The sequence below is a fragment of the Clostridium sp. Marseille-P2415 genome (genome assembly GCF_900155545.1).
Taxonomy (GTDB): Bacteria; Bacillota; Clostridia; order Lachnospirales; family Lachnospiraceae; genus Lacrimispora.
The window spans coordinates 664,913-683,550 of record NZ_LT732525.1 but is presented as its reverse complement, the minus strand read 5'-3'; the positions used below and the strand labels follow the sequence as shown (position 1 = coordinate 683,550).

21 protein-coding genes and 1 pseudogene are annotated in these 18,638 nt (G+C 46.6%); 11 read left to right on the top strand and 11 right to left on the bottom strand.

The features are described from left to right. Positions 1–28: 28 nt before the first annotated feature. The 3 genes from bioA to BQ9856_RS03215 all read right to left on the bottom strand — a co-directional run bounded on the left by bioA (position 29) and on the right by BQ9856_RS03215 (position 2,685). On the bottom strand, positions 29–1,366 hold the full coding sequence (gene bioA / locus BQ9856_RS03225; RefSeq protein WP_077609681.1) for an adenosylmethionine--8-amino-7-oxononanoate transaminase: 1,338 nt from the start codon (positions 1,364–1,366) through the stop codon (positions 29–31). After that, positions 1,363–2,043 carry a dethiobiotin synthase gene (gene bioD, locus BQ9856_RS03220; RefSeq protein ID WP_077609680.1) on the bottom strand — a complete coding sequence of 227 codons (681 nt, stop codon included), beginning with the start codon at positions 2,041–2,043 and terminating at the stop codon, positions 1,363–1,365. Before bioD ends, bioA begins: the two co-directional genes overlap by 4 nt. A gap of 87 nt (positions 2,044–2,130) precedes the next feature. Then, a complete protein-coding gene (locus BQ9856_RS03215) occupies positions 2,131–2,685 on the bottom strand; it encodes a biotin transporter BioY (protein WP_077609679.1) in 555 nt (184 codons plus the stop codon). A 576-nt stretch (positions 2,686–3,261) separates the two neighbouring features. Between BQ9856_RS03215 and BQ9856_RS03205 the strand changes: the two genes are divergently transcribed. Together BQ9856_RS03205 and BQ9856_RS03200 are read left to right on the top strand one after the other, a co-directional pair. Next, positions 3,262–4,104: a Fic family protein gene (locus BQ9856_RS03205; protein ID WP_077609677.1), complete on the top strand. Its 843-nt coding sequence runs from the start codon at positions 3,262–3,264 to the stop codon at positions 4,102–4,104. Between the two features lie 132 nt (positions 4,105–4,236). Next, the gene (locus BQ9856_RS03200; RefSeq protein WP_077609676.1) at positions 4,237–5,169 is read left to right on the top strand and encodes a polysaccharide deacetylase family protein; all 933 of its coding nucleotides are present in this window, start codon (positions 4,237–4,239) and stop codon (positions 5,167–5,169) included. 361 nt (positions 5,170–5,530) lie between these two features. On the opposite strand, the gene BQ9856_RS03195 is transcribed toward BQ9856_RS03200, so the two are convergent. The 4 genes from BQ9856_RS03195 to BQ9856_RS03180 all read right to left on the bottom strand — a co-directional run bounded on the left by BQ9856_RS03195 (position 5,531) and on the right by BQ9856_RS03180 (position 9,679). Continuing rightward, complete coding sequence (locus tag BQ9856_RS03195; RefSeq protein ID WP_077609675.1) at positions 5,531–7,165, bottom strand: RICIN domain-containing protein; 1,635 nt, start codon at positions 7,163–7,165, stop codon at positions 5,531–5,533. A gap of 343 nt (positions 7,166–7,508) precedes the next feature. Next, complete coding sequence (locus tag BQ9856_RS03190) at positions 7,509–8,714, bottom strand: class I SAM-dependent rRNA methyltransferase (RefSeq protein WP_077609674.1); 1,206 nt, start codon at positions 8,712–8,714, stop codon at positions 7,509–7,511. A gap of 15 nt (positions 8,715–8,729) precedes the next feature. After that, on the bottom strand, positions 8,730–9,251 hold the full coding sequence (locus BQ9856_RS03185; RefSeq protein WP_077609673.1) for a hypothetical protein: 522 nt from the start codon (positions 9,249–9,251) through the stop codon (positions 8,730–8,732). After that, entirely contained in the window at positions 9,248–9,679 is a 432-nt protein-coding gene (locus BQ9856_RS03180) for a DUF4430 domain-containing protein (RefSeq protein WP_077609672.1), read from the bottom strand. The genes BQ9856_RS03185 and BQ9856_RS03180 overlap by 4 nt, the downstream gene beginning before the upstream one ends. Positions 9,680–9,829: 150 nt before the next feature. Here BQ9856_RS03180 and BQ9856_RS03175 point away from each other — a divergent pair, with 150 nt between their 5' ends. The 5 genes from BQ9856_RS03175 (at position 9,830) to BQ9856_RS03155 (ending at position 13,466) form a co-directional block, all read left to right on the top strand. Next, on the top strand, positions 9,830–10,447 hold the full coding sequence (locus BQ9856_RS03175) for a hypothetical protein (protein WP_139348640.1): 618 nt from the start codon (positions 9,830–9,832) through the stop codon (positions 10,445–10,447). 71 nt (positions 10,448–10,518) lie between these two features. Further along, positions 10,519–11,127, top strand: a complete 609-nt coding sequence (hisH, locus tag BQ9856_RS03170; protein ID WP_077609670.1) for an imidazole glycerol phosphate synthase subunit HisH — start codon at positions 10,519–10,521, stop codon at positions 11,125–11,127. An 11-nt stretch (positions 11,128–11,138) separates the two neighbouring features. Further along, positions 11,139–11,900 (top strand): imidazole glycerol phosphate synthase subunit HisF, encoded by a 762-nt coding sequence (hisF, locus tag BQ9856_RS03165; protein ID WP_077609669.1) that lies wholly within the window; start codon positions 11,139–11,141, stop codon positions 11,898–11,900. 39 nt (positions 11,901–11,939) lie between these two features. Beyond that, complete coding sequence (locus BQ9856_RS03160) at positions 11,940–12,614, top strand: uracil-DNA glycosylase (protein ID WP_077609668.1); 675 nt, start codon at positions 11,940–11,942, stop codon at positions 12,612–12,614. 18 nt (positions 12,615–12,632) lie between these two features. After that, positions 12,633–13,466, top strand: a complete 834-nt coding sequence (locus BQ9856_RS03155) for an undecaprenyl-diphosphate phosphatase (protein ID WP_077609667.1) — start codon at positions 12,633–12,635, stop codon at positions 13,464–13,466. Between the two features lie 82 nt (positions 13,467–13,548). Here BQ9856_RS03155 and BQ9856_RS03150 read toward each other — a convergent pair whose 3' ends face one another. Then, positions 13,549–13,794, bottom strand: coding sequence for an HPr family phosphocarrier protein (locus BQ9856_RS03150; protein WP_077609666.1), 246 nt, complete (start codon positions 13,792–13,794; stop codon positions 13,549–13,551). Between the two features lie 264 nt (positions 13,795–14,058). Further along, positions 14,059–14,289 (bottom strand): annotated as a pseudogene (locus BQ9856_RS03145) (3-deoxy-7-phosphoheptulonate synthase); the annotation flags it as partial. A gap of 49 nt (positions 14,290–14,338) precedes the next feature. Between BQ9856_RS03145 and BQ9856_RS03140 the strand changes: the two are divergent. Together BQ9856_RS03140 and BQ9856_RS03135 are read left to right on the top strand one after the other, a co-directional pair. Beyond that, on the top strand, positions 14,339–15,013 hold the full coding sequence (locus BQ9856_RS03140) for a uracil-DNA glycosylase (protein WP_077609668.1): 675 nt from the start codon (positions 14,339–14,341) through the stop codon (positions 15,011–15,013). A gap of 18 nt (positions 15,014–15,031) precedes the next feature. Beyond that, complete coding sequence (locus tag BQ9856_RS03135) at positions 15,032–15,865, top strand: undecaprenyl-diphosphate phosphatase (RefSeq protein WP_077609667.1); 834 nt, start codon at positions 15,032–15,034, stop codon at positions 15,863–15,865. 82 nt (positions 15,866–15,947) lie between these two features. Here the strand turns inward: BQ9856_RS03135 and BQ9856_RS03130 are convergent, their stop codons facing one another. After that, on the bottom strand, positions 15,948–16,193 hold the full coding sequence (locus tag BQ9856_RS03130) for an HPr family phosphocarrier protein (protein WP_077609666.1): 246 nt from the start codon (positions 16,191–16,193) through the stop codon (positions 15,948–15,950). Positions 16,194–16,457: 264 nt separating this feature from the next. Beyond that, complete coding sequence (locus BQ9856_RS03125; protein ID WP_077609665.1) at positions 16,458–17,486, bottom strand: 3-deoxy-7-phosphoheptulonate synthase; 1,029 nt, start codon at positions 17,484–17,486, stop codon at positions 16,458–16,460. Positions 17,487–17,661: 175 nt separating this feature from the next. Here BQ9856_RS03125 and BQ9856_RS03120 point away from each other — a divergent pair, with 175 nt between their 5' ends. Both BQ9856_RS03120 and citX read left to right on the top strand, forming a co-directional pair. Beyond that, entirely contained in the window at positions 17,662–17,949 is a 288-nt protein-coding gene (locus BQ9856_RS03120; RefSeq protein WP_077610020.1) for a hypothetical protein, read from the top strand. Positions 17,950–18,001: 52 nt separating this feature from the next. Further along, on the top strand, positions 18,002–18,535 hold the full coding sequence (gene citX, locus BQ9856_RS03115; RefSeq protein WP_077609664.1) for a citrate lyase holo-[acyl-carrier protein] synthase: 534 nt from the start codon (positions 18,002–18,004) through the stop codon (positions 18,533–18,535). Positions 18,536–18,638 lie beyond the last annotated feature (103 nt).

Below are 18,638 nucleotides of genomic sequence, written 5' to 3'. Positions count from 1 at the left end.
GCGGATTGCGAATATCCGCTTGACTAAGCTATAAAACTTCATGAATTGCCCTGAAACACCGGTGGACGGCCTTATTGATTTCTTCTTCGTTAATAATTAACGGTGGATTGAAATACAGGACGTTTCCCAAAGGCCTTAAAAGCAGGCCGTGTTTCAGGGCTTTTTTATAGATTTGATAACCTAAACGCAGGGATCCGTCAAAGCCTGTTTTTGTTTTTTTGTCTGTTACCAGTTCTATGGCGTGAATCAGGCCGATGTGCCGGATTTCGCCTACATTAGGATGGTCCAGAAGAGCTGTGTTCAGTTTTTCAGTAAGATAGGCAGAACGGACGGCGGCCTGTTCCAGAATGCGGTCCTCCTTAAGGATCTTCTGTACAGCCAGGGCTGCGCTGCAGCCCAGCGGATTGCCGCTGTAGGTATGGCTGTGCATGAACGCCCTGCCTTCGTTATAATCCGCATAAAAAGCATCGTAGATTTTGTCGGTTGTTATGGTAATGGCCATGGGCATATATCCTCCGGTCAGACCTTTGGAAATGCACATGATATCGGGAGTGATTCCCGCATGGTCACAGGCGAACATTTTACCGGTCCGCCCGAAGCCGGTGGCAATTTCATCGGCAATCAGCAGGACCTGGTATTGGCTGCACAGGCTGCGGAGCTTTTTTAAGTATACCGGCGGATAAATACGCATACCCGCACTTCCCTGAAGAAGGGGTTCCACAATGATGGCGCAGGTTTCCTCTCCATAGTTTAAAAAGGCTTTCCCTGCACGTTCCAGGCATTGGGCCTCACAGGTGTCACGGCATTTTCCGTAAGGGCAGCGGTAGCAGTCCGGAGCCTCTACATGAATGGCATCCATCAGCATTGGCTTATAAATTTTGGCATATAAGTCCATGCTGCCGACAGAAAGAGCCCCGATGGTTTCTCCGTGATAGCCCTCGGTCAGGCACATGAAGCGCTTTTTCTTTGGGTTTCCGGTTTGGTACTGGTACTGGAAGGCCATTTTCAGGGCGCATTCTACGGCGGCCGAACCGTTATCGGAAAAATTGAATCTGGTCAGTCCCTTTGGGATGATCTGAATTAACTGTTCACAGAGCGTAATAGCCGGAATATGGGAGAAATTAGCGAAGATCACATGCTCCAGCTTGTCCAGCTGTGCTTTGATGGATTCATTGATCCTGGGATTGCAGTGCCCCAGCAGATTGCACCACCAGGAGCTTACGATGTCAATGTATTCTTTTCCCTCGATGTCATAAAGGCAGCAGCCCTTTCCGTGATCAATGATAATCGGCGGTAATTCCTCATAATCCTTCATCTGGGAACAGGGATGCCAGATAAGTTTCAAATCTTTTTCTGCCCAGTTCATTTCGATTCCTCCTCAAAAACCCTTTTTAATGTCTGTTCATCCATGTGAAGGTTCGTATCTCCGGGCCTTACCAGTGCGATGACCGGTATTCCTGTCATTTCTTCGATCATTTTCACATTGTCGTTTTCAATGATGGTTCCCGTATAGCGGTTCAGAATAATGCCGCGGATGGCTATACCCTTCTGCTTCATATATTCTGCCGTCAGGACTACTGCGTTAATGGTACCCAGGCCGGCATCCGCGATAAGGAGAGTATCTAAGTTTAAGGCTTTTATGATGTCCTCCAGGAAAATGTGGGCCTTTTCATCATAACGGATGGGGCAGATGATGCCTCCGCTTCCCTCCATTACAACGTAATCATAGGTTTCTTTTACCCTGTTAAAATCGGCCGGAATCCGGTCCATGTCCAGAGGATTTCCTTCCACTTGTGCTGCCAGATGGGGGGAATAGGCATTTTTATATAGATAGGAGATCAGGGTGTCCGGGTTCTGCCCGATGGAAGCCACCCGGTTTACATATCCCGCATCGCTTTCCTCCAGAGAGTCTGCCCCGCTGAGAGCAGCCTTATAATACCCTGCATTCATTCCCGATTCCCTTAATTTCCTGACCAGAAGGGCTGTCACATAAGTTTTTCCTACATCAGTTCCCGTAGCTGTTATAAATATTCCTTTACTCATTTAATATTACCGCCTTATATCCAAGTTTTTGTAACATTTTTTTATCAGTTTCAATGGTAATTTCTAATCGTATCCATTTAACACCTCTTACAGATAGTTTTTCAGGATTGGAATCAGGCGCTTTCCAAGAATGGCGGCAAGAATACACAGGAAAATGTCTCCGGGCACAGCCAGAATGAAGCAGTAGAGAAACAGCGGCCACAGGCCGATTCCGGTTCCCAGGTAGTAGTTACTGATTGCCCAGTAGTAGATCATCCCGAAGGCATAGACCAGGAAGAGTCCTGTAAAGTTGGCTGCAAGCAGGCGTTTATAGGATGGCCTGGCGACCTGACCTGCGATTTTTCCGGTTACATAGGCACCGGCCAGAAAGCCGGTCAGATAACCGAAGCTGGGTTTGAAAATGTAATAGATTCCGCCGCCCTCCGCAAAAACCGGCAGCCCGGCAAGTCCAAGAAGTATGTAAGTCAGAACGCTGATCGCGCCAAGCTTTGGGCCAAGCAGCAGGCCTGCCAGCATGGTGAAGAGAAATTGCAGCGTAAAGGGCACAACCGGAATGGGGATGCGGATAAACGCGCCTGCGGCTGTCAGAGTGGTGAACATGGCACAAAGAATCATGTCTTTTGTTTTTAAGGTTGTCTTCATGATTTTAATTCCTTTTGCTTGAATTTTTTTGTGGGAAGCTGCGCAGCTTTATACCGGACAATTAATTGCAGTATAGAATAAACTGCTTTTAATGTCAACCAAAAATAAAAAGAGGTTAACAATTGCTTTGCCATGATAAGGCAGTAGCGGCCGGTGACCTGTTACGTTTTGTAAGTAAAATAAAGTCTCAAAAAATCTTCTAAAACCATAGCGTAAAATTAATTGTCGATATGATTTATAATTTAAAAAAATCGGGAAGAGAGTACTTTCGCTTAAAATATTTATGGAAAATCAAGGTTAGAATAATCCTTGATTTTTCCTCATAAAAGCGGTATGATATACGTACATAAATACGTATATCATATGGAAGGGGTTATATATGTTTGTTGTCACAAGCCGTGACCTTCAGACCAGGATGAAAGGTATTAGACAAAGGGTAAATGAAGGCGAAGAAGCGATTATACACAGTAACGGATACGATGATCTTGTAATGATCACACTTGATAGATACAATGAATTATTAAATCTTGAAAGAATTCAAAATAAGAGAAGTAAATAGCAAGAGGAGGATAGAATATGGCAGAAAGTGAATATAAGGTTTATGGGGAAAGCCCTGATAAGAGCGTTAAAAAATCATACTGGGATGCTGCGAAAGGCCTTCAACGGGTCGATGGTCTTACTCCGACACAATACCTTTCAGAGCTGGCAGAAGCAAATATTGAAGGCGAATTGTCTTATGACGAAGTGGAGGGGTTATTATATAAGCGTTATGAAGATGAAACACCAGAAGATATCAAGAATCGAAATAAGGAGGCAGATCTTGTTGCTGCCAGAATTGCACATATCCTTGACAGCCCTGGCTATCCTCTTCAGATTGCTTCACTAAAAGCTATTCATAGAGAGCTTTTTAAGGATATTTACGATCATGCAGGACAATTTAGAAAGGTTAATATTTATAAGCAGGAACCAATTCTAAATGGAGCAACTGTAAAATATACAAATTATACGGCTTTAGACGATACCTTGGAATATGATTTTAATGCTGAGAAAAATAAAAGTTATTCCGGATTTACGCAAGAACAGATAATAAAAAGAATTGCAGCCTTTACGTCTTCTATATGGCAAGCGCATCCTTTTATGGAGGGTAACACCAGAACAACAGCGGTATTTATGGAATGCTATCTAAATAATATGGGCTTTCAGGCAGATAATAAGATGTTTAAAGATTACAGCCAATATTTCAGGAATGCTCTGGTACGGGCAAACTATGCTGCATATGCAAAAGGAATTGTAGAAACCAATGAATTTCTGGAAAAATTTTATAAAAATCTGCTTACTGGTGGAGATGATAAATTAACAAAACGTGAACTGATATTAAAAGAATGTTTTCTGCAAAAAGATATTGAGAGAGAAATTTGAAAAATCTGCATACAATCCGAAGTCTGGTTCCCAAGACGTGAGTTTGACGAAAATAAGTTCGGAGATGGACTTCCATTTTTTACCTGTTTCCTGTATAGTAAGGAATAGTATCAGGGAAAGGAGAGATGGAACATGAAAAAACTATTACAATGGGGCTGCGTCCTGATGGCCGTAGTACTTGTGACAGCTTTTGTACCGGCCGCCCAATCCGCCTCCATGGCGGATGAAACGGCACCGGCCCAGGAAGGGTCAGAGGTACGGAATGACTGGATAGATGAAAACCTGGGTCCTGGTGTGGCCAGGTGGGTAGATGAGAACGGAAATGTTTCGGAGCAGACCGGAAAACACGAAGAAGAGTCTTCCGGCGCGGACAGCCAGAGCAGTACGGAGGAGCAGGGGCAGCAGGAGGCAGCTTCTCAGGAAAGCCAGGAACAGGTCCCGGCGGGCCGTCAGATTGATCCTGCAAGGCCCATGGTGGCACTGACCTTTGATGACGGCCCTTTTGCTCCGGTGGGAAATCAAATCATGGATTGTCTGGCTCAATACGGCGGAAAGGCCACTTTTTTCGTAGTTGGGAACCGGGCGGCGGCTTATCAGACGGAGCTTCAGCGCATGGTCGCGGAGGGACATGAAATCGGCAACCATACCTACGAACATAAGTATCTGACCAAACTGAACGGGGCGCAGATCCAGAACCAGATCAACCGCTGTAACGATGCGGTACAGGCTGTCTGCGGTGTCAGGCCCACACTGGTAAGGCTTCCGGGCGGGTTAAAAAATGGTACGGTTCTTGCAAATGTTCAGGCTCCCATGATCATGTGGAGCATTGATACCCTGGACTGGAAGACGAGAAATGCCGGAAAGACCGTGAATGCGGTGCTAAGCCAGGTCCGGGACGGGGATATCGTGCTGATGCACGAGCTCTATTCCCAGAGCGGGTCAGCGGCTCTTGAGATCATTCCAAGGCTTACGGAGGCTGGATACCAGCTGGTGACGGTCAGTGAAATGGCCCAGTTACGCGGCGGTGCGGCGGCCGGCGGCGTGTATTCTCATTTTTATCCATAAATTAACCATTTGATCCGGAGGGATAATCATGAATTCAAAAGTTAGAATTGGTATTATTGGTGACTATGATGGGCGCCGTCTCTTATAGCAGCAGAAGAAGCATTGAAACACAGTTCGGACAGGTTGAGGATAGCATTTCAACATGCAGTAATTGAGTATGACAGAAATGTATTACATATCATCACGGAATATTTAAGCGCAGCGGCTTCGGCCCAAAAATAAAAGAGGCTGTCGCACTAGTGCGGCAGCCCTTTACACAAACGCCAGGATACTCTGCCAGCGGCTCTTATTATCTCCCCGGCTGTAGTATCTGTATATTTTATTTCTGTATTTTCGGCTTTGCAGCTTCAGCCACGTTAGATCATTGAACTTTTTCCAAGATCCACCGTTGTTCCTTTTGGCTCAGATATCTCCACTGTATCACCGGTGTATTATCCGTTTGTCCGGCTCCACTGAGACATAAGGAATAGTCGCTGGCAGATGATATAATCCTGTAATCGCCCGTGCTGTTTTTTATAAAAGCAAACTTTTGATTAAGAGCACTGGTATTTTCTCCTGTTTCAGCCACAGAGCCTTTGGTATAATAATCTTTTGAAATCTGAATTGCTTTATTGGTCACCTGATTGATTACTATGTATTCTCCGTCTCCGGTATTTTCAAGTCTCCATATCTCTTCGTTCTTTGTACCTTTATCCGCAGATGCTAGTTCACCGTTGGAATTAACAACAAGTGATTTCCCTGTTAAAACTGAAACAATCCGGTATTTTCCGTCTGCAAAGTCTCCCTTAATATATTTTCGCTCAGTAGCTTTCCCGGTATTGGCAAAGGTAAGGGACTGCCAGCCAAGTTCATCTCCATTGCTCTGTTCCTTTTCCAGCCTTCCGTTCAGCACTTTTTCAATATTGGGAGCCGGCAGTCCCATTCTTTTTACATAATGATTATAAATCAAAGAGTAAACAGGTCTAATGGAGCCTCTTGAGTCGGCGCTTATGGAGTTCATCCAGTCTGAATTACCCTTTTGGCCTTTTAACCATTCATAAGGAGTATATTGAACTTCTTCCATGTTATTATACTTTGCGACGTATTCCGCGGCCTTTAAGAAACGGTTGTCTGACAGGCTGTAGAGATCATCTCCCTGGTTCCAGGCCATTTCGCAAATGGAGCCATATAAGCTGATGCCAAGTGTGGTGTGTCCCTGATCCCTGCCTGATTCCTGCCATTGGGCAGTCCCGTCATCATATACAAATGGAATACAATTGTATATGGAACCGTTTCCAAGTCCGGTTTTAAAGTAGTCCACTGCCTGATTGTAGATGTCCTCCCGGTCTGTGAAGATACCGATGGAAATCATGGAGGCAATATTGCACAGATCCCAGTTTGCCCAGTAATTACCAATATGAGCGTCGTTGTGCTTTGTTAAGAATTCGTTGTTCTTCGGATAAAAAACATTTAGAAGCAGAGTGTCCATTGAACTTTTGTTAAAGTCCGGATGGTCACGCATAATCTCTGCGACATTAGCCAGCTGGTAGCCGTAGATTCCTGCAGCAAGATACCGGTCTGCATTGCCGGTGATATTTGTGGTTTTTGCTGACCACGCGTTAAGGATCCTGCATGCGGCCTCACCGTTTGCCTTACTTCCGCTTAGCTTCCAGATTAAAGCATTTTGATATGCACGTCTCAGATCAATATAAAAAGCGGAGCAATTTGAACCGCTGTTGTCCCTTATAATAGTCTCAACTTCCCTGGGCTGCCAGTCTGAAGCTGAAAATCCATTGCTTTTAAGCGCATTCCATGTATCGTAATTAGGATAAAGTTTATTGTTTATTGCTTCATTCATAGCCTCAAAGGATTCATCAGTATGCAGCATACCCGGATGTATAAATGTCCGTTTTCCTGTTTCTGCTAAGGCAATTGCTGAACTGCTCATGAAACTGCCGGTTGATGCCAAAACAACCGCCGTTACAAAGGCCACTGCTTTTTTAATTATTTTTCTCATATATGTTCCACACACCTCTCTATTTTTAACATCGCGTAAAGCGTTGAAATGCTGTAATGGTGAATTTGGCCGGCAGCGGTTGGTAAAAGTAATTGGAAGCTAACCGTCCTAGAGTTTACTATATGTGATTTAATTTCAAACGTCAAGTTACATTTTGATAAAATATCGAAAATATAATGATTTGTTGTAATGATTTTTGCTTTTTAGAAATATTTAATTATAAAAATACTATTAAAGATCATTTTGCCCAGATTCCCAGAGCGTTGCAGCAGCTTCGGCTAAAAAATAAAAGCTGGCTCAATAGCATGTACTGAGCCAGCGTAAAGGAACCGCGGGTTTTTATCTATTTCTCATCGCAAACCTGGAAGATGTAGAATTTTAAATAATAAGAGGTATCTTCTCCGGACCATAAAATGGGGTGGTCTGCGGCCTGGGTCCGGTATTCTACCTGGCGGAGGCGTTTGTGGACGTTTCCGGCGGCTTCCCGGATGGTTTTGGTAAAGAGTTCGGGAGTCATGAAGTGGGAGCAGGAGCAGGTGGCAAGATAGCCGCCGTCCCTGACCAGCTTCATGCCCCGGAGGTTGATCTCACGGTAGCCTTTTACAGCGTTTTTTACGGAGTTCCTGGATTTGGTGAAGGCCGGCGGATCCAGGATCACCACATCGAATTTTTCGCCGTTTTTCTCTAACTCCGGCAGGAGTTCGAAGACATCGGCACACTGGAAGGTTACCAGGCCGGACAGGCCGTTAAGCTCGGCATTTTCTCTTGCCTGGGCAACACCAAGCTCCGAGGCATCCACGCCAAGAACTTCCCTTGCTCCGGCGATTCCTGCGTTTAAGGCAAAGGATCCGGTGTGGGTGAAGCAGTCTAAGACCCGCTTGTCTTTGCATAAGCGCTGAATGGCAAGACGGTTGTATTTCTGGTCGAGGAAAAATCCGGTTTTCTGGCCATCCTGGACGTCGACTAAGTATTTGACCCCGTTTTCCATGATTTCTACCTTCGTGTCAAAGGGCTCGCCGATAAAGCCTTTGTAACGTTCCAGCCCTTCCTGGAGGCGGACCTTGGCATCGCTGCGTTCGTAAATCCCCCGTATCGTAATGCCGTCCTCTTCCAGGACTTTTTTTAGTTTTTCCAGGATCGTGGGTTTTAAGCGGTCAATGCCAAGGGCCAGGGATTCTACGACCAGTACGTCGGAGAACTTGTCCACCACGATGCCGGGAAGGAAGTCTGCTTCTCCGAAGATGAGGCGGCAGCTCTCCGTATCCACGGTGGCTTTGCGGTATTCCCAGACATTGCGGACCCGCATTTCAATAAAGTCATCATTTATTTTGCTGTCTTTTTTTCGGGATAAGATGCGGACGGTTATCTTTGAATTGGTATTGATGAAGCCGTGACCCAGGAAATAGCCGTCAAAGTCCTCTACGGATACCAAATCTCCATTGGCAAAATCCCCGGTAACCGTATCGATTTCATTGTCATAGATCCACATGCCGCCGGCTTTCAGAGAGCGGCCTTCTCCTTTTTTGATTCTTACAGTTGCCTGTTCCATAAGCGTTTTACTCCTTTATCGTTTCAATTGACCCCGTTTCAATGAGGTGAGCAGCCGGTACAGCGGCTGAAACAGAATGAGGGACAGTATAAAATTGCTGATCCCGTGGACGATGTCATAAGGAATCCCTGCTGTCCACCAGGTGAGGGCTGCGCCGGGTCCTCCGGTGATTAGGTAGGAGATGGTGCAGAATAATCCGAACAGCATTCCGAATATGCCGGAAAGCAGGGATATGCCAAAGGGCCCCGGAATCCTGTTTTTGTAGATCAGGAATATGGATGCAGGAAGAACGGCCCATACATAAAGGTAAGAAAACCACCAAAGACCGAAGCCGTAGACCAATCCTTCCAATACAACAAACACGTATAGGATGAACCATACGTGTCTGCGGAATACAAGGGTGTATAAAATTAGCAGCAGGGATACCAGTTCCACATTGGAAAGCCAGGACAGACTGACCTGGCTTACAAACAAAAGGGCCGACAGCAGTGCGTCCGACACCAGCTCTCCGGTGGTTAAACGGGGACGGTCTTTCATGATTTCCTGCTTTCTTTGACGGCTTTCGTATACTGGAAGGTGTAGCTTTCCCCATCCTTGATGGCCTGCTTGCTGACTCCGTAGCTGCAGGGGTCTCCGTCGCAGAGAATAGCCCAGTAAGCGCCGTCCTTCTGGTAATCCGCCCGTTTGCCGTTTATGGTGATGACCATGAGACCCGATTCCTCTGACGTGGTTCCGTCTATTTCAAGATCCGGTATGGATTTCAGAGCTTCTAGCAGATACTGTGCTTCGGTGGTTATCTGGTAATGGTCCCGGACTCCGTTTTCATATACCATATCAATGGAAATATTTTTTGTTCCTGCCATGGGGACCGGTTTTGTTAGGGAATATATCACTAACAGCAGTGCCAGGACTGCGATAGCTGCACAGGCTCCCCAAAAGGGAGAGAGCCTTTTAAATTTATTCATGGTCTGCTGACTTCCTTTTTCATTATTAGAATGCATGGATAAGTATAGCATAAATATATGGAGTGCCGCAAGAACAGAATTTCCATCTTTTCTTAAAATACCTCCTGATGTATAATGGACAGGTATTGTTTGATGAAAAGGTGGATGAAAATGGTTGGAAATGAACAGATTTTAGAAGAAATAACAGCTTGTGAGAAGCTTTTGATCGGAATCGGCGAGGAATGGAGGGCAGAAGGGGTACCGGATATCAGGAGCCTTTATGAAAAGATGAACGGACTTATCAAGGAGAAGGATTTTTTTATTGTCACAACTGTTACCGATGGGGAAATCCGGAAGTCTTCTCTGGATCAGAGGCGGATCACGGCTCCCTGCGGGAATGTGACCTGGAGGCAGTGTTCCAAATCCTGCACCAGGGATATCTGGGAGCCGGGAGAGATTCCGGATGATATCTGTCCTCATTGCAAAGCGCCTCTTACAGGGAATACCATAGAGGCGGACGATTACATTGAAGAGGGCTATCTTCCCCAGTGGAACGAATATACCGGCTGGCTGGCCGGAACCCTTAATAAAAAGCTGCTGATCCTGGAACTGGGGGCAGGGTTTCCGACTCCCACGGTCATCCGCTGGCCATTTGAGAAAACCGTAACTGTGAACAAGAAAGCCAGAATGTACCGGATACATGGGAAATTTGCACAGTTACCGGAAGGCATTAAGGGAAAAGCAGATTCTGTTTCAGAAAATTCTGTGGAATTCTTTCGCTTTTTGTAGGAATATTTTGCGTTGTACATTGACCTGTCCTGTGTTAAAATGTTGAAAAAAGGCGTAAAGAGGTGACGGACGTGATAGCGATCATTGACTATGATGCTGGTAACTTGAAGAGTGTGGAGAAGGCTCTGACCGCATTGGGGGAAAAGCCGGTGGTGAGCCGGGAGAAGGAAACCATTCTTTCTGCGGATAAGGTGATCCTGCCGGGAGTCGGGTCCTTTGGCGATGCCATGGAAAAGCTCCGTCAATATGGACTGGTGGATGTGATCCGTCAGGTGGCAGATCAGGGAACGCCCTTTCTGGGGATATGTCTGGGACTTCAGCTTTTCTTTGAAAGCAGTGAAGAGTGCCGGGGCGTTAAGGGCCTTTCCCTGCTTCCGGGGAAAATTGTGAAATTCCCGGATACGCCGGGGCTTAAAGTCCCCCATATGGGCTGGAACTGCCTGGACATAAAGCCTGGTGCAAAACTTTTTAAAGGGATAGGATCAGGGGCATATGTGTATTTTGTCCATTCATATTATTTAGAGGCCGGCGAGGAATCCGATGTGGCCGCATCTGCGGATTATGGTGTCAGATTCGGCGCTTCTGTGGAGCGGGGAAATCTTTTTGCCTGCCAGTTCCATCCGGAGAAGAGCAGTGATACGGGCTTAAAGATATTGAGAAATTTCATTGAACTGGCTTAAGGAGGTGCCGGATGCTTACGAAGAGAATTATCCCATGCCTGGATGTACTGGGCGGAAGGGTGGTAAAGGGTGTAAATTTTGTGAATTTAAAGGATGCCGGGGACCCGGTGGAGATCGCTGCGGCCTATGACAGGGCAGGTGCCGACGAGCTGGTGTTTCTTGATATAACCGCGTCCTCCGATAACCGGAATACGGTGGTGGATATGGTGCGCCGGGTGGCGGAAAAGGTGTTTATCCCGTTTACCGTGGGCGGCGGGATCCGTACGGTGGACGATTTCCGGATGCTCTTGCGGGAAGGAGCGGATAAGATATCCATTAACTCCTCTGCCATCAATACGCCCCGGCTGATTTCCGATGCGGCGGATAAGTTCGGGCGCCAGTGCGTGGTAGTTGCCATTGATGCCAGGAGGAGACCGGATGGAAGCGGCTGGAACGTATTTAAGAACGGCGGACGCATTGATACCGGACTGGATGCGGTGGAATGGGCCATGGAGGCAGACCGCCTGGGGGCAGGGGAGATACTGCTTACCAGCATGGACTGCGACGGAACAAAGGCCGGATACGATAACGGGCTGAACCGTGTCATAGCGGAGCATGTTTCGGTTCCGGTGATCGCTTCCGGAGGTGCCGGAACCATGGAGCATTTTCATCATGCCCTGACAGAAGGAAAGGCGGATGCGGCTCTGGCGGCATCCCTGTTTCATTACAGAGAATTGGAGATTACGGAATTAAAACGGTATTTAAGCAATATGGGAGTACCGGTAAGGATTTAAAGATGGGGATTTCCCCATGGATATACAAAGGAGAAAAAAATGGGAGCAATTGATAACGACTGGCTGAGCCCCTTAAGCGGGGAATTTAAAAAGCCATATTACAGGGAACTTTATCAGAAGGTGAAGCATGAATATGAAACCAGACAGGTCTTTCCGGATCCGGATGATATCTTTAATGCATTTCAATTCACGCCTCTTTCGAACGTAAAGGTGGTGATTTTGGGGCAGGACCCCTACCATAATTACGGGCAGGCACACGGGCTGTGCTTTTCCGTAAAGCCTGATGTGGAGATACCGCCGTCGCTTGTGAATATTTATCAGGAGCTTCGGGATGATTTAGGCTGTGAGATACCGAATAACGGGTATTTGAAAAAATGGTCGGATCAGGGGGTCATGCTTCTTAACACGGTTCTTACGGTGCGGGCCCATGCAGCGAATTCCCATCAGGGGATCGGCTGGGAGCAGTTTACGGATGCGGCCATTCAGATCCTTAACGGGCAGGACCGGCCTATGGTATTCCTCTTATGGGGCCGTCCGGCCCAGAATAAGAAGGGGATGCTCACAAATCCAAAGCATCTGATCCTGGAAGCGCCCCATCCGAGTCCGCTTTCCGCATACCGGGGATTCTTTGGCTGTAAGCACTTCAGCAGGACCAACGCCTTTTTAGAGGCGGGCGGGTTAAAACCCATTGACTGGCAGATTGAAAATATTTAAAGAGATAGGGGAAATGGAATGAATATAATTGAAATTTTAAAAGTAGTTGTTCTGGGAATCGTGGAAGGCTTTACGGAATGGCTGCCCATCAGCAGCACAGGACATATGATCCTGGTGGATGAGATCATACATCTAAACCAGCCGTCTGACTTTAAAAATATGTTTTTGGTAGTAATCCAGCTGGGAGCGATCCTGGCAGTGGTCGTACTGTATTTTGACAAACTGAACCCGTTTTCAACCGGGAAAAAGCCGGCACAGAAGAAAGCAACCATGGTATTGTGGTCCAAGATCGTCCTGGCCTGTATTCCCGCGGCTGTGATTGGATTACTGGTGGATGACATCCTTGACAAGTATCTGATGAACGGGTATGTGGTGGCAGCGACCCTGATTATCTATGGCGTGCTGTTTCTGGTCATCGAGAACCGGAACCAGTACCGGAATTTTGACGTGCAGAAGGTAGGGGATATTTCCTATCAGACAGCCCTTTCGATCGGTCTGTTCCAGCTTTTGTCACTGATTCCCGGTACGTCACGGTCCGGCTCCACCATTCTGGGCGCCATGATCTTAGGCTGCTCCCGGGCCGCTTCGGCAGAGTTTTCCTTTTTCCTGGGAATTCCGGTCATGTTCGGTGCCAGCCTCTTAAAGATTGTGAAATACGGCATGAATTTCACCGGCCCCCAGATTTTCTATCTGGTATTAGGAATGGTGATCGCCTTTGTTGTTTCTGTTTATGCCATTAAGTTTTTGATGGGATATATCAGACAGCATGATTTTAAATTCTTTGGGTATTACAGGATCGTTCTGGGAGCGGTGGTTCTATTGTATTTTGGCATTACGGCAATCCTTGGTTAGGAAAAAGAGAGTTGATCATCAGCAGTCTGCTGAGATCAACTCTCTTTTGGATGATAAGTCATAAAGGTTCCTTTCTGACGGCTCACGGTTGAAACAGCATTCCGATCCGTCCCTCGGCGGCCTGCTCGTCAATGCCGTCGAAATAAAATTGTAGATTCCGATTCTGCGTGTTAAGCCCTTTTTTCATCTCGTCGTAGTCCTTGACATTTACTTTTGTTATACCGTAATCGATATAGATATCGCAGTCGAAGGCATTGGCGGTGTTGATTAAAAGTGCGAGTGGAATTGGGGTACAACGCAGCTGGATATCGACTTCGATTGTCCGCATACCCATGCCTCCTTTTCCTGATGGCCGGAGTAACCCCGGTGAGAACATGCCTGTAATTACATGAGGGTTTTAGTGGTATTAATAGTGAAAAACTAAAAAATGCAGCAGAGTACTTATAAATAGATATAGAGGAGAACCAAGAAAAATATTCAGGAAAATTTTAATATCGCCGCAGACTGCCCGGAACACGGATTATCTTTTGGGCCTGCAGCCATAACCGGAGAAACTCGCAAAGCGTGTTTCCTCCGGTTTAAAAAGCATTTTTTATGCGTTTTCAGCGATTTCATAAATAAGACGTTCGGAATCCTCCCATCCCAGACATGGATCGGTGATGGATTTCCCGTAGCAGTGCTCGCTTACCTTCTGGCAGCCAGGTTCGATGTAGCTTTCAATCATCAGGCCCTTTACCAGAGTCCGGACTTCGGCTGCGTGCTTCCGGCTGTGCAGAACTTCTTTGGAAATACGGATCTGTTCTTTGTATTTCTTATTGGAATTGGNGATTTAAAGATGGGGATTTCCCCATGGATATACAAAGGAGAAAAAAATGGGAGCAATTGATAACGACTGGCTGAGCCCCTTAAGCGGGGAATTTAAAAAGCCATATTACAGGGAACTTTATCAGAAGGTGAAGCATGAATATGAAACCAGACAGGTCTTTCCGGATCCGGATGATATCTTTAATGCATTTCAATTCACGCCTCTTTCGAACGTAAAGGTGGTGATTTTGGGGCAGGACCCCTACCATAATTACGGGCAGGCACACGGGCTGTGCTTTTCCGTAAAGCCTGATGTGGAGATACCGCCGTCGCTTGTGAATATTTATCAGGAGCTTCGGGATGATTTAGGCTGTGAGATACCGAATAACGGGTATTTGAAAAAATGGTCGGATCAGGGGGTCATGCTTCTTAACACGGTTCTTACGGTGCGGGCCCATGCAGCGAATTCCCATCAGGGGATCGGCTGGGAGCAGTTTACGGATGCGGCCATTCAGATCCTTAACGGGCAGGACCGGCCTATGGTATTCCTCTTATGGGGCCGTCCGGCCCAGAATAAGAAGGGGATGCTCACAAATCCAAAGCATCTGATCCTGGAAGCGCCCCATCCGAGTCCGCTTTCCGCATACCGGGGATTCTTTGGCTGTAAGCACTTCAGCAGGACCAACGCCTTTTTAGAGGCGGGCGGGTTAAAACCCATTGACTGGCAGATTGAAAATATTTAAAGAGATAGGGGAAATGGAATGAATATAATTGAAATTTTAAAAGTAGTTGTTCTGGGAATCGTGGAAGGCTTTACGGAATGGCTGCCCATCAGCAGCACAGGACATATGATCCTGGTGGATGAGATCATACATCTAAACCAGCCGTCTGACTTTAAAAATATGTTTTTGGTAGTAATCCAGCTGGGAGCGATCCTGGCAGTGGTCGTACTGTATTTTGACAAACTGAACCCGTTTTCAACCGGGAAAAAGCCGGCACAGAAGAAAGCAACCATGGTATTGTGGTCCAAGATCGTCCTGGCCTGTATTCCCGCGGCTGTGATTGGATTACTGGTGGATGACATCCTTGACAAGTATCTGATGAACGGGTATGTGGTGGCAGCGACCCTGATTATCTATGGCGTGCTGTTTCTGGTCATCGAGAACCGGAACCAGTACCGGAATTTTGACGTGCAGAAGGTAGGGGATATTTCCTATCAGACAGCCCTTTCGATCGGTCTGTTCCAGCTTTTGTCACTGATTCCCGGTACGTCACGGTCCGGCTCCACCATTCTGGGCGCCATGATCTTAGGCTGCTCCCGGGCCGCTTCGGCAGAGTTTTCCTTTTTCCTGGGAATTCCGGTCATGTTCGGTGCCAGCCTCTTAAAGATTGTGAAATACGGCATGAATTTCACCGGCCCCCAGATTTTCTATCTGGTATTAGGAATGGTGATCGCCTTTGTTGTTTCTGTTTATGCCATTAAGTTTTTGATGGGATATATCAGACAGCATGATTTTAAATTCTTTGGGTATTACAGGATCGTTCTGGGAGCGGTGGTTCTATTGTATTTTGGCATTACGGCAATCCTTGGTTAGGAAAAAGAGAGTTGATCATCAGCAGTCTGCTGAGATCAACTCTCTTTTGGATGATAAGTCATAAAGGTTCCTTTCTGACGGCTCACGGTTGAAACAGCATTCCGATCCGTCCCTCGGCGGCCTGCTCGTCAATGCCGTCGAAATAAAATTGTAGATTCCGATTCTGCGTGTTAAGCCCTTTTTTCATCTCGTCGTAGTCCTTGACATTTACTTTTGTTATACCGTAATCGATATAGATATCGCAGTCGAAGGCATTGGCGGTGTTGATTAAAAGTGCGAGTGGAATTGGGGTACAACGCAGCTGGATATCGACTTCGATTGTCCGCATACCCATGCCTCCTTTTCCTGATGGCCGGAGTAACCCCGGTGAGAACATGCCTGTAATTACATGAGGGTTTTAGTGGTATTAATAGTGAAAAACTAAAAAATGCAGCAGAGTACTTATAAATAGATATAGAGGAGAACCAAGAAAAATATTCAGGAAAATTTTAATATCGCCGCAGACTGCCCGGAACACGGATTATCTTTTGGGCCTGCAGCCATAACCGGAGAAACTCGCAAAGCGTGTTTCCTCCGGTTTAAAAAGCATTTTTTATGCGTTTTCAGCGATTTCATAAATAAGACGTTCGGAATCCTCCCATCCCAGACATGGATCGGTGATGGATTTCCCGTAGCAGTGCTCGCTTACCTTCTGGCAGCCAGGTTCGATGTAGCTTTCAATCATCAGGCCCTTTACCAGAGTCCGGACTTCGGCTGCGTGCTTCCGGCTGTGCAGAACTTCTTTGGAAATACGGATCTGTTCTTTGTATTTCTTATTGGAATTGGAGTGGTTGGAGTCCACGATGCAGGCGGGATTTTTTAAATTACGCCGGCTGTACATCTCATGGAGCAGGAACAGATCTTCAAAATGGTAGTTGGGGCTGCACTGGCCATGCTTATTGACCGCACCGCGGAGGATGGTATGAGCGAGCGGGTTCCCATCGCTCTTCACTTCCCAGCCACGGTAGGTGAAATCATGAGCCTGCTGTGCGGCCACAACGGAATTGAGCATAACGGATAAGTCGCCGCTGGTTGGATTTTTCATGCCTACGGCAACATCACAGGCACTGGAAGTCAGCCGGTGCTGCTGGTTTTCTACGGAACGGGCGCCTATGGCAATGTAGGACATAATGTCATCCATATATCCAAGATTTTCCGGATACAGCATCTCGTCTGCTGTGGATAATCCGGTTTCCAAGAACACCTTCATGTGCATTTTTCGGATGGCGATCAGTCCTTCGTGCATGTCCGGCTTTTTTTCCGGGTCAGGCTGGTGGAGCATTCCTTTGTAGCCTTCGCCCGTGGTCCTGGGCTTGTTGGTGTAAATCCTGGGGATGAGGATCAAACGGTCCTTTGTTTTTTCCTGCACTTTTATAAGGCGGCTTGCATAGTCACATACAGCCTCTTCATTGTCAGCGGAACAGGGACCAATTATAACAAGGAATTTATCGCTTATCCCGGTGAGTACGTCGCTGATGGCCTGATCTCGTTTTATTTTAAGGGCTTTAAATTCTGCCGGAAGCGGAAAGCGTTCCTTGATCTCTTCCGGGCTTGGCAGATTGTTAACATATTGAAATCCCATGATATCCTCCTGTGCATGTGGTTATTCTGTATTTTTGCAGTTGATTATATAACAGAACGTAGGAAAAATCCAGTGCCCAATGAAATTTTAGCAATGTGCTGCAGCTTAAGTGTTCCTTTTTCCTGAAAAATGGTGTATGATGATAAATAATGAAAACAGGAAAGGTGTATACAGGATGGTAAAATATTGGAATTGGGGAGGACGCTATATCGGCGTCAGGCAGAGGGATTATCTGGTGGCCTGTGACGGAACGATTCTCGGAAAATTCTATGGGAAGGAAATTTATGACCAGAACGGGAATTACATAGGAGAACCGGGCAGAAACGACCGGCTTATAAAGAATAAAACAAAAGATAACTTTCGCCGCCCGGCGTTCAGCTTTTGCGTAAAGGGAACCATTACTGCACCTTTGAAAGACTGCGCGCCTTACCCCATGATTCCGGGCCATGAGGATTTTTTGTAATCGTACCGCCCTCCTGTAACAGCAGATAGGAAGAAAAGAGGGAAAAAGCAGAATGGAAGAAAATGTAACATTGGAAGAAATGCTTTATTTCCGTGAAGAAAAAGTAAGAATGCAGGAAGAACTGCGAAAAAAGCATGAGGGAGTTACCATTGTGGCCCTTGGGATGAATGTTCCCGGCCCAAGGAAAACCTCTCCCGCCATCCTGCTGGCATTTACCGAAGGGGGAGAAGCGCTGGACCGGTTGTTTTCCGGTAATGGGCTGCATGTGACAGAAGAAGCCGTAATAAAAGAGAAGGCGGGTTATCTGAAGCTTTATGCTGTGAAAAGCCTGGACCACCTTTTTGTGAAAAAGATAACGGTCCGGCTGGAAGAAACCCACCCTTTGGGAAGGCTGTTCGACATTGACGTATACGATGGGGCAGGAAGAGGGATCAGCAGGGAGGAACTGGGCGCCTCTGTGCGGAAATGCCTGATTTGTGAAAAGGATGCAAAGATATGCGGCCGCAGCCGGAACCATACGGTGGAGGAGCTTTACTGCCGTGTAGAAAATATCATAGATTCCTGGTTGAAAGAAGGGGGCGGATGAGAGTCTGTCTCTTTCTTAATAAATTTTAAGGTTCCTTTTTTCCCTGGTTAAGATTCTCCCTATAAAATGAAATCATACGAAAATAAAAGGGAGGCTTTAAGCA

Coding starts and splice junctions, on each gene's coding strand:
- bioA (WP_077609681.1), bottom strand. CDS start 1,366: ATGAACTGGGCAGAAAAAGATTTGAAACTTATCTGGCATCCCTGTTCC.
- bioD (WP_077609680.1), bottom strand. CDS start 2,043: ATGAGTAAAGGAATATTTATAACAGCTACGGGAACTGATGTAGGAAAA.
- BQ9856_RS03215 (WP_077609679.1), bottom strand. CDS start 2,685: ATGAAGACAACCTTAAAAACAAAAGACATGATTCTTTGTGCCATGTTC.
- BQ9856_RS03205 (WP_077609677.1), top strand. CDS start 3,262: ATGGCAGAAAGTGAATATAAGGTTTATGGGGAAAGCCCTGATAAGAGC.
- BQ9856_RS03200 (WP_077609676.1), top strand. CDS start 4,237: ATGAAAAAACTATTACAATGGGGCTGCGTCCTGATGGCCGTAGTACTT.
- BQ9856_RS03195 (WP_077609675.1), bottom strand. CDS start 7,165: ATGAGAAAAATAATTAAAAAAGCAGTGGCCTTTGTAACGGCGGTTGTT.
- BQ9856_RS03190 (WP_077609674.1), bottom strand. CDS start 8,714: ATGGAACAGGCAACTGTAAGAATCAAAAAAGGAGAAGGCCGCTCTCTG.
- BQ9856_RS03185 (WP_077609673.1), bottom strand. CDS start 9,251: ATGAAAGACCGTCCCCGTTTAACCACCGGAGAGCTGGTGTCGGACGCA.
- BQ9856_RS03180 (WP_077609672.1), bottom strand. CDS start 9,679: ATGAATAAATTTAAAAGGCTCTCTCCCTTTTGGGGAGCCTGTGCAGCT.
- BQ9856_RS03175 (WP_139348640.1), top strand. CDS start 9,830: ATGGTTGGAAATGAACAGATTTTAGAAGAAATAACAGCTTGTGAGAAG.
- hisF (WP_077609669.1), top strand. CDS start 11,139: ATGCTTACGAAGAGAATTATCCCATGCCTGGATGTACTGGGCGGAAGG.
- BQ9856_RS03160 (WP_077609668.1), top strand. CDS start 11,940: ATGGGAGCAATTGATAACGACTGGCTGAGCCCCTTAAGCGGGGAATTT.
- BQ9856_RS03155 (WP_077609667.1), top strand. CDS start 12,633: ATGAATATAATTGAAATTTTAAAAGTAGTTGTTCTGGGAATCGTGGAA.
- BQ9856_RS03150 (WP_077609666.1), bottom strand. CDS start 13,794: ATGCGGACAATCGAAGTCGATATCCAGCTGCGTTGTACCCCAATTCCA.
- BQ9856_RS03140 (WP_077609668.1), top strand. CDS start 14,339: ATGGGAGCAATTGATAACGACTGGCTGAGCCCCTTAAGCGGGGAATTT.
- BQ9856_RS03135 (WP_077609667.1), top strand. CDS start 15,032: ATGAATATAATTGAAATTTTAAAAGTAGTTGTTCTGGGAATCGTGGAA.
- BQ9856_RS03130 (WP_077609666.1), bottom strand. CDS start 16,193: ATGCGGACAATCGAAGTCGATATCCAGCTGCGTTGTACCCCAATTCCA.
- BQ9856_RS03125 (WP_077609665.1), bottom strand. CDS start 17,486: ATGGGATTTCAATATGTTAACAATCTGCCAAGCCCGGAAGAGATCAAG.
- BQ9856_RS03120 (WP_077610020.1), top strand. CDS start 17,662: ATGGTAAAATATTGGAATTGGGGAGGACGCTATATCGGCGTCAGGCAG.
- citX (WP_077609664.1), top strand. CDS start 18,002: ATGGAAGAAAATGTAACATTGGAAGAAATGCTTTATTTCCGTGAAGAA.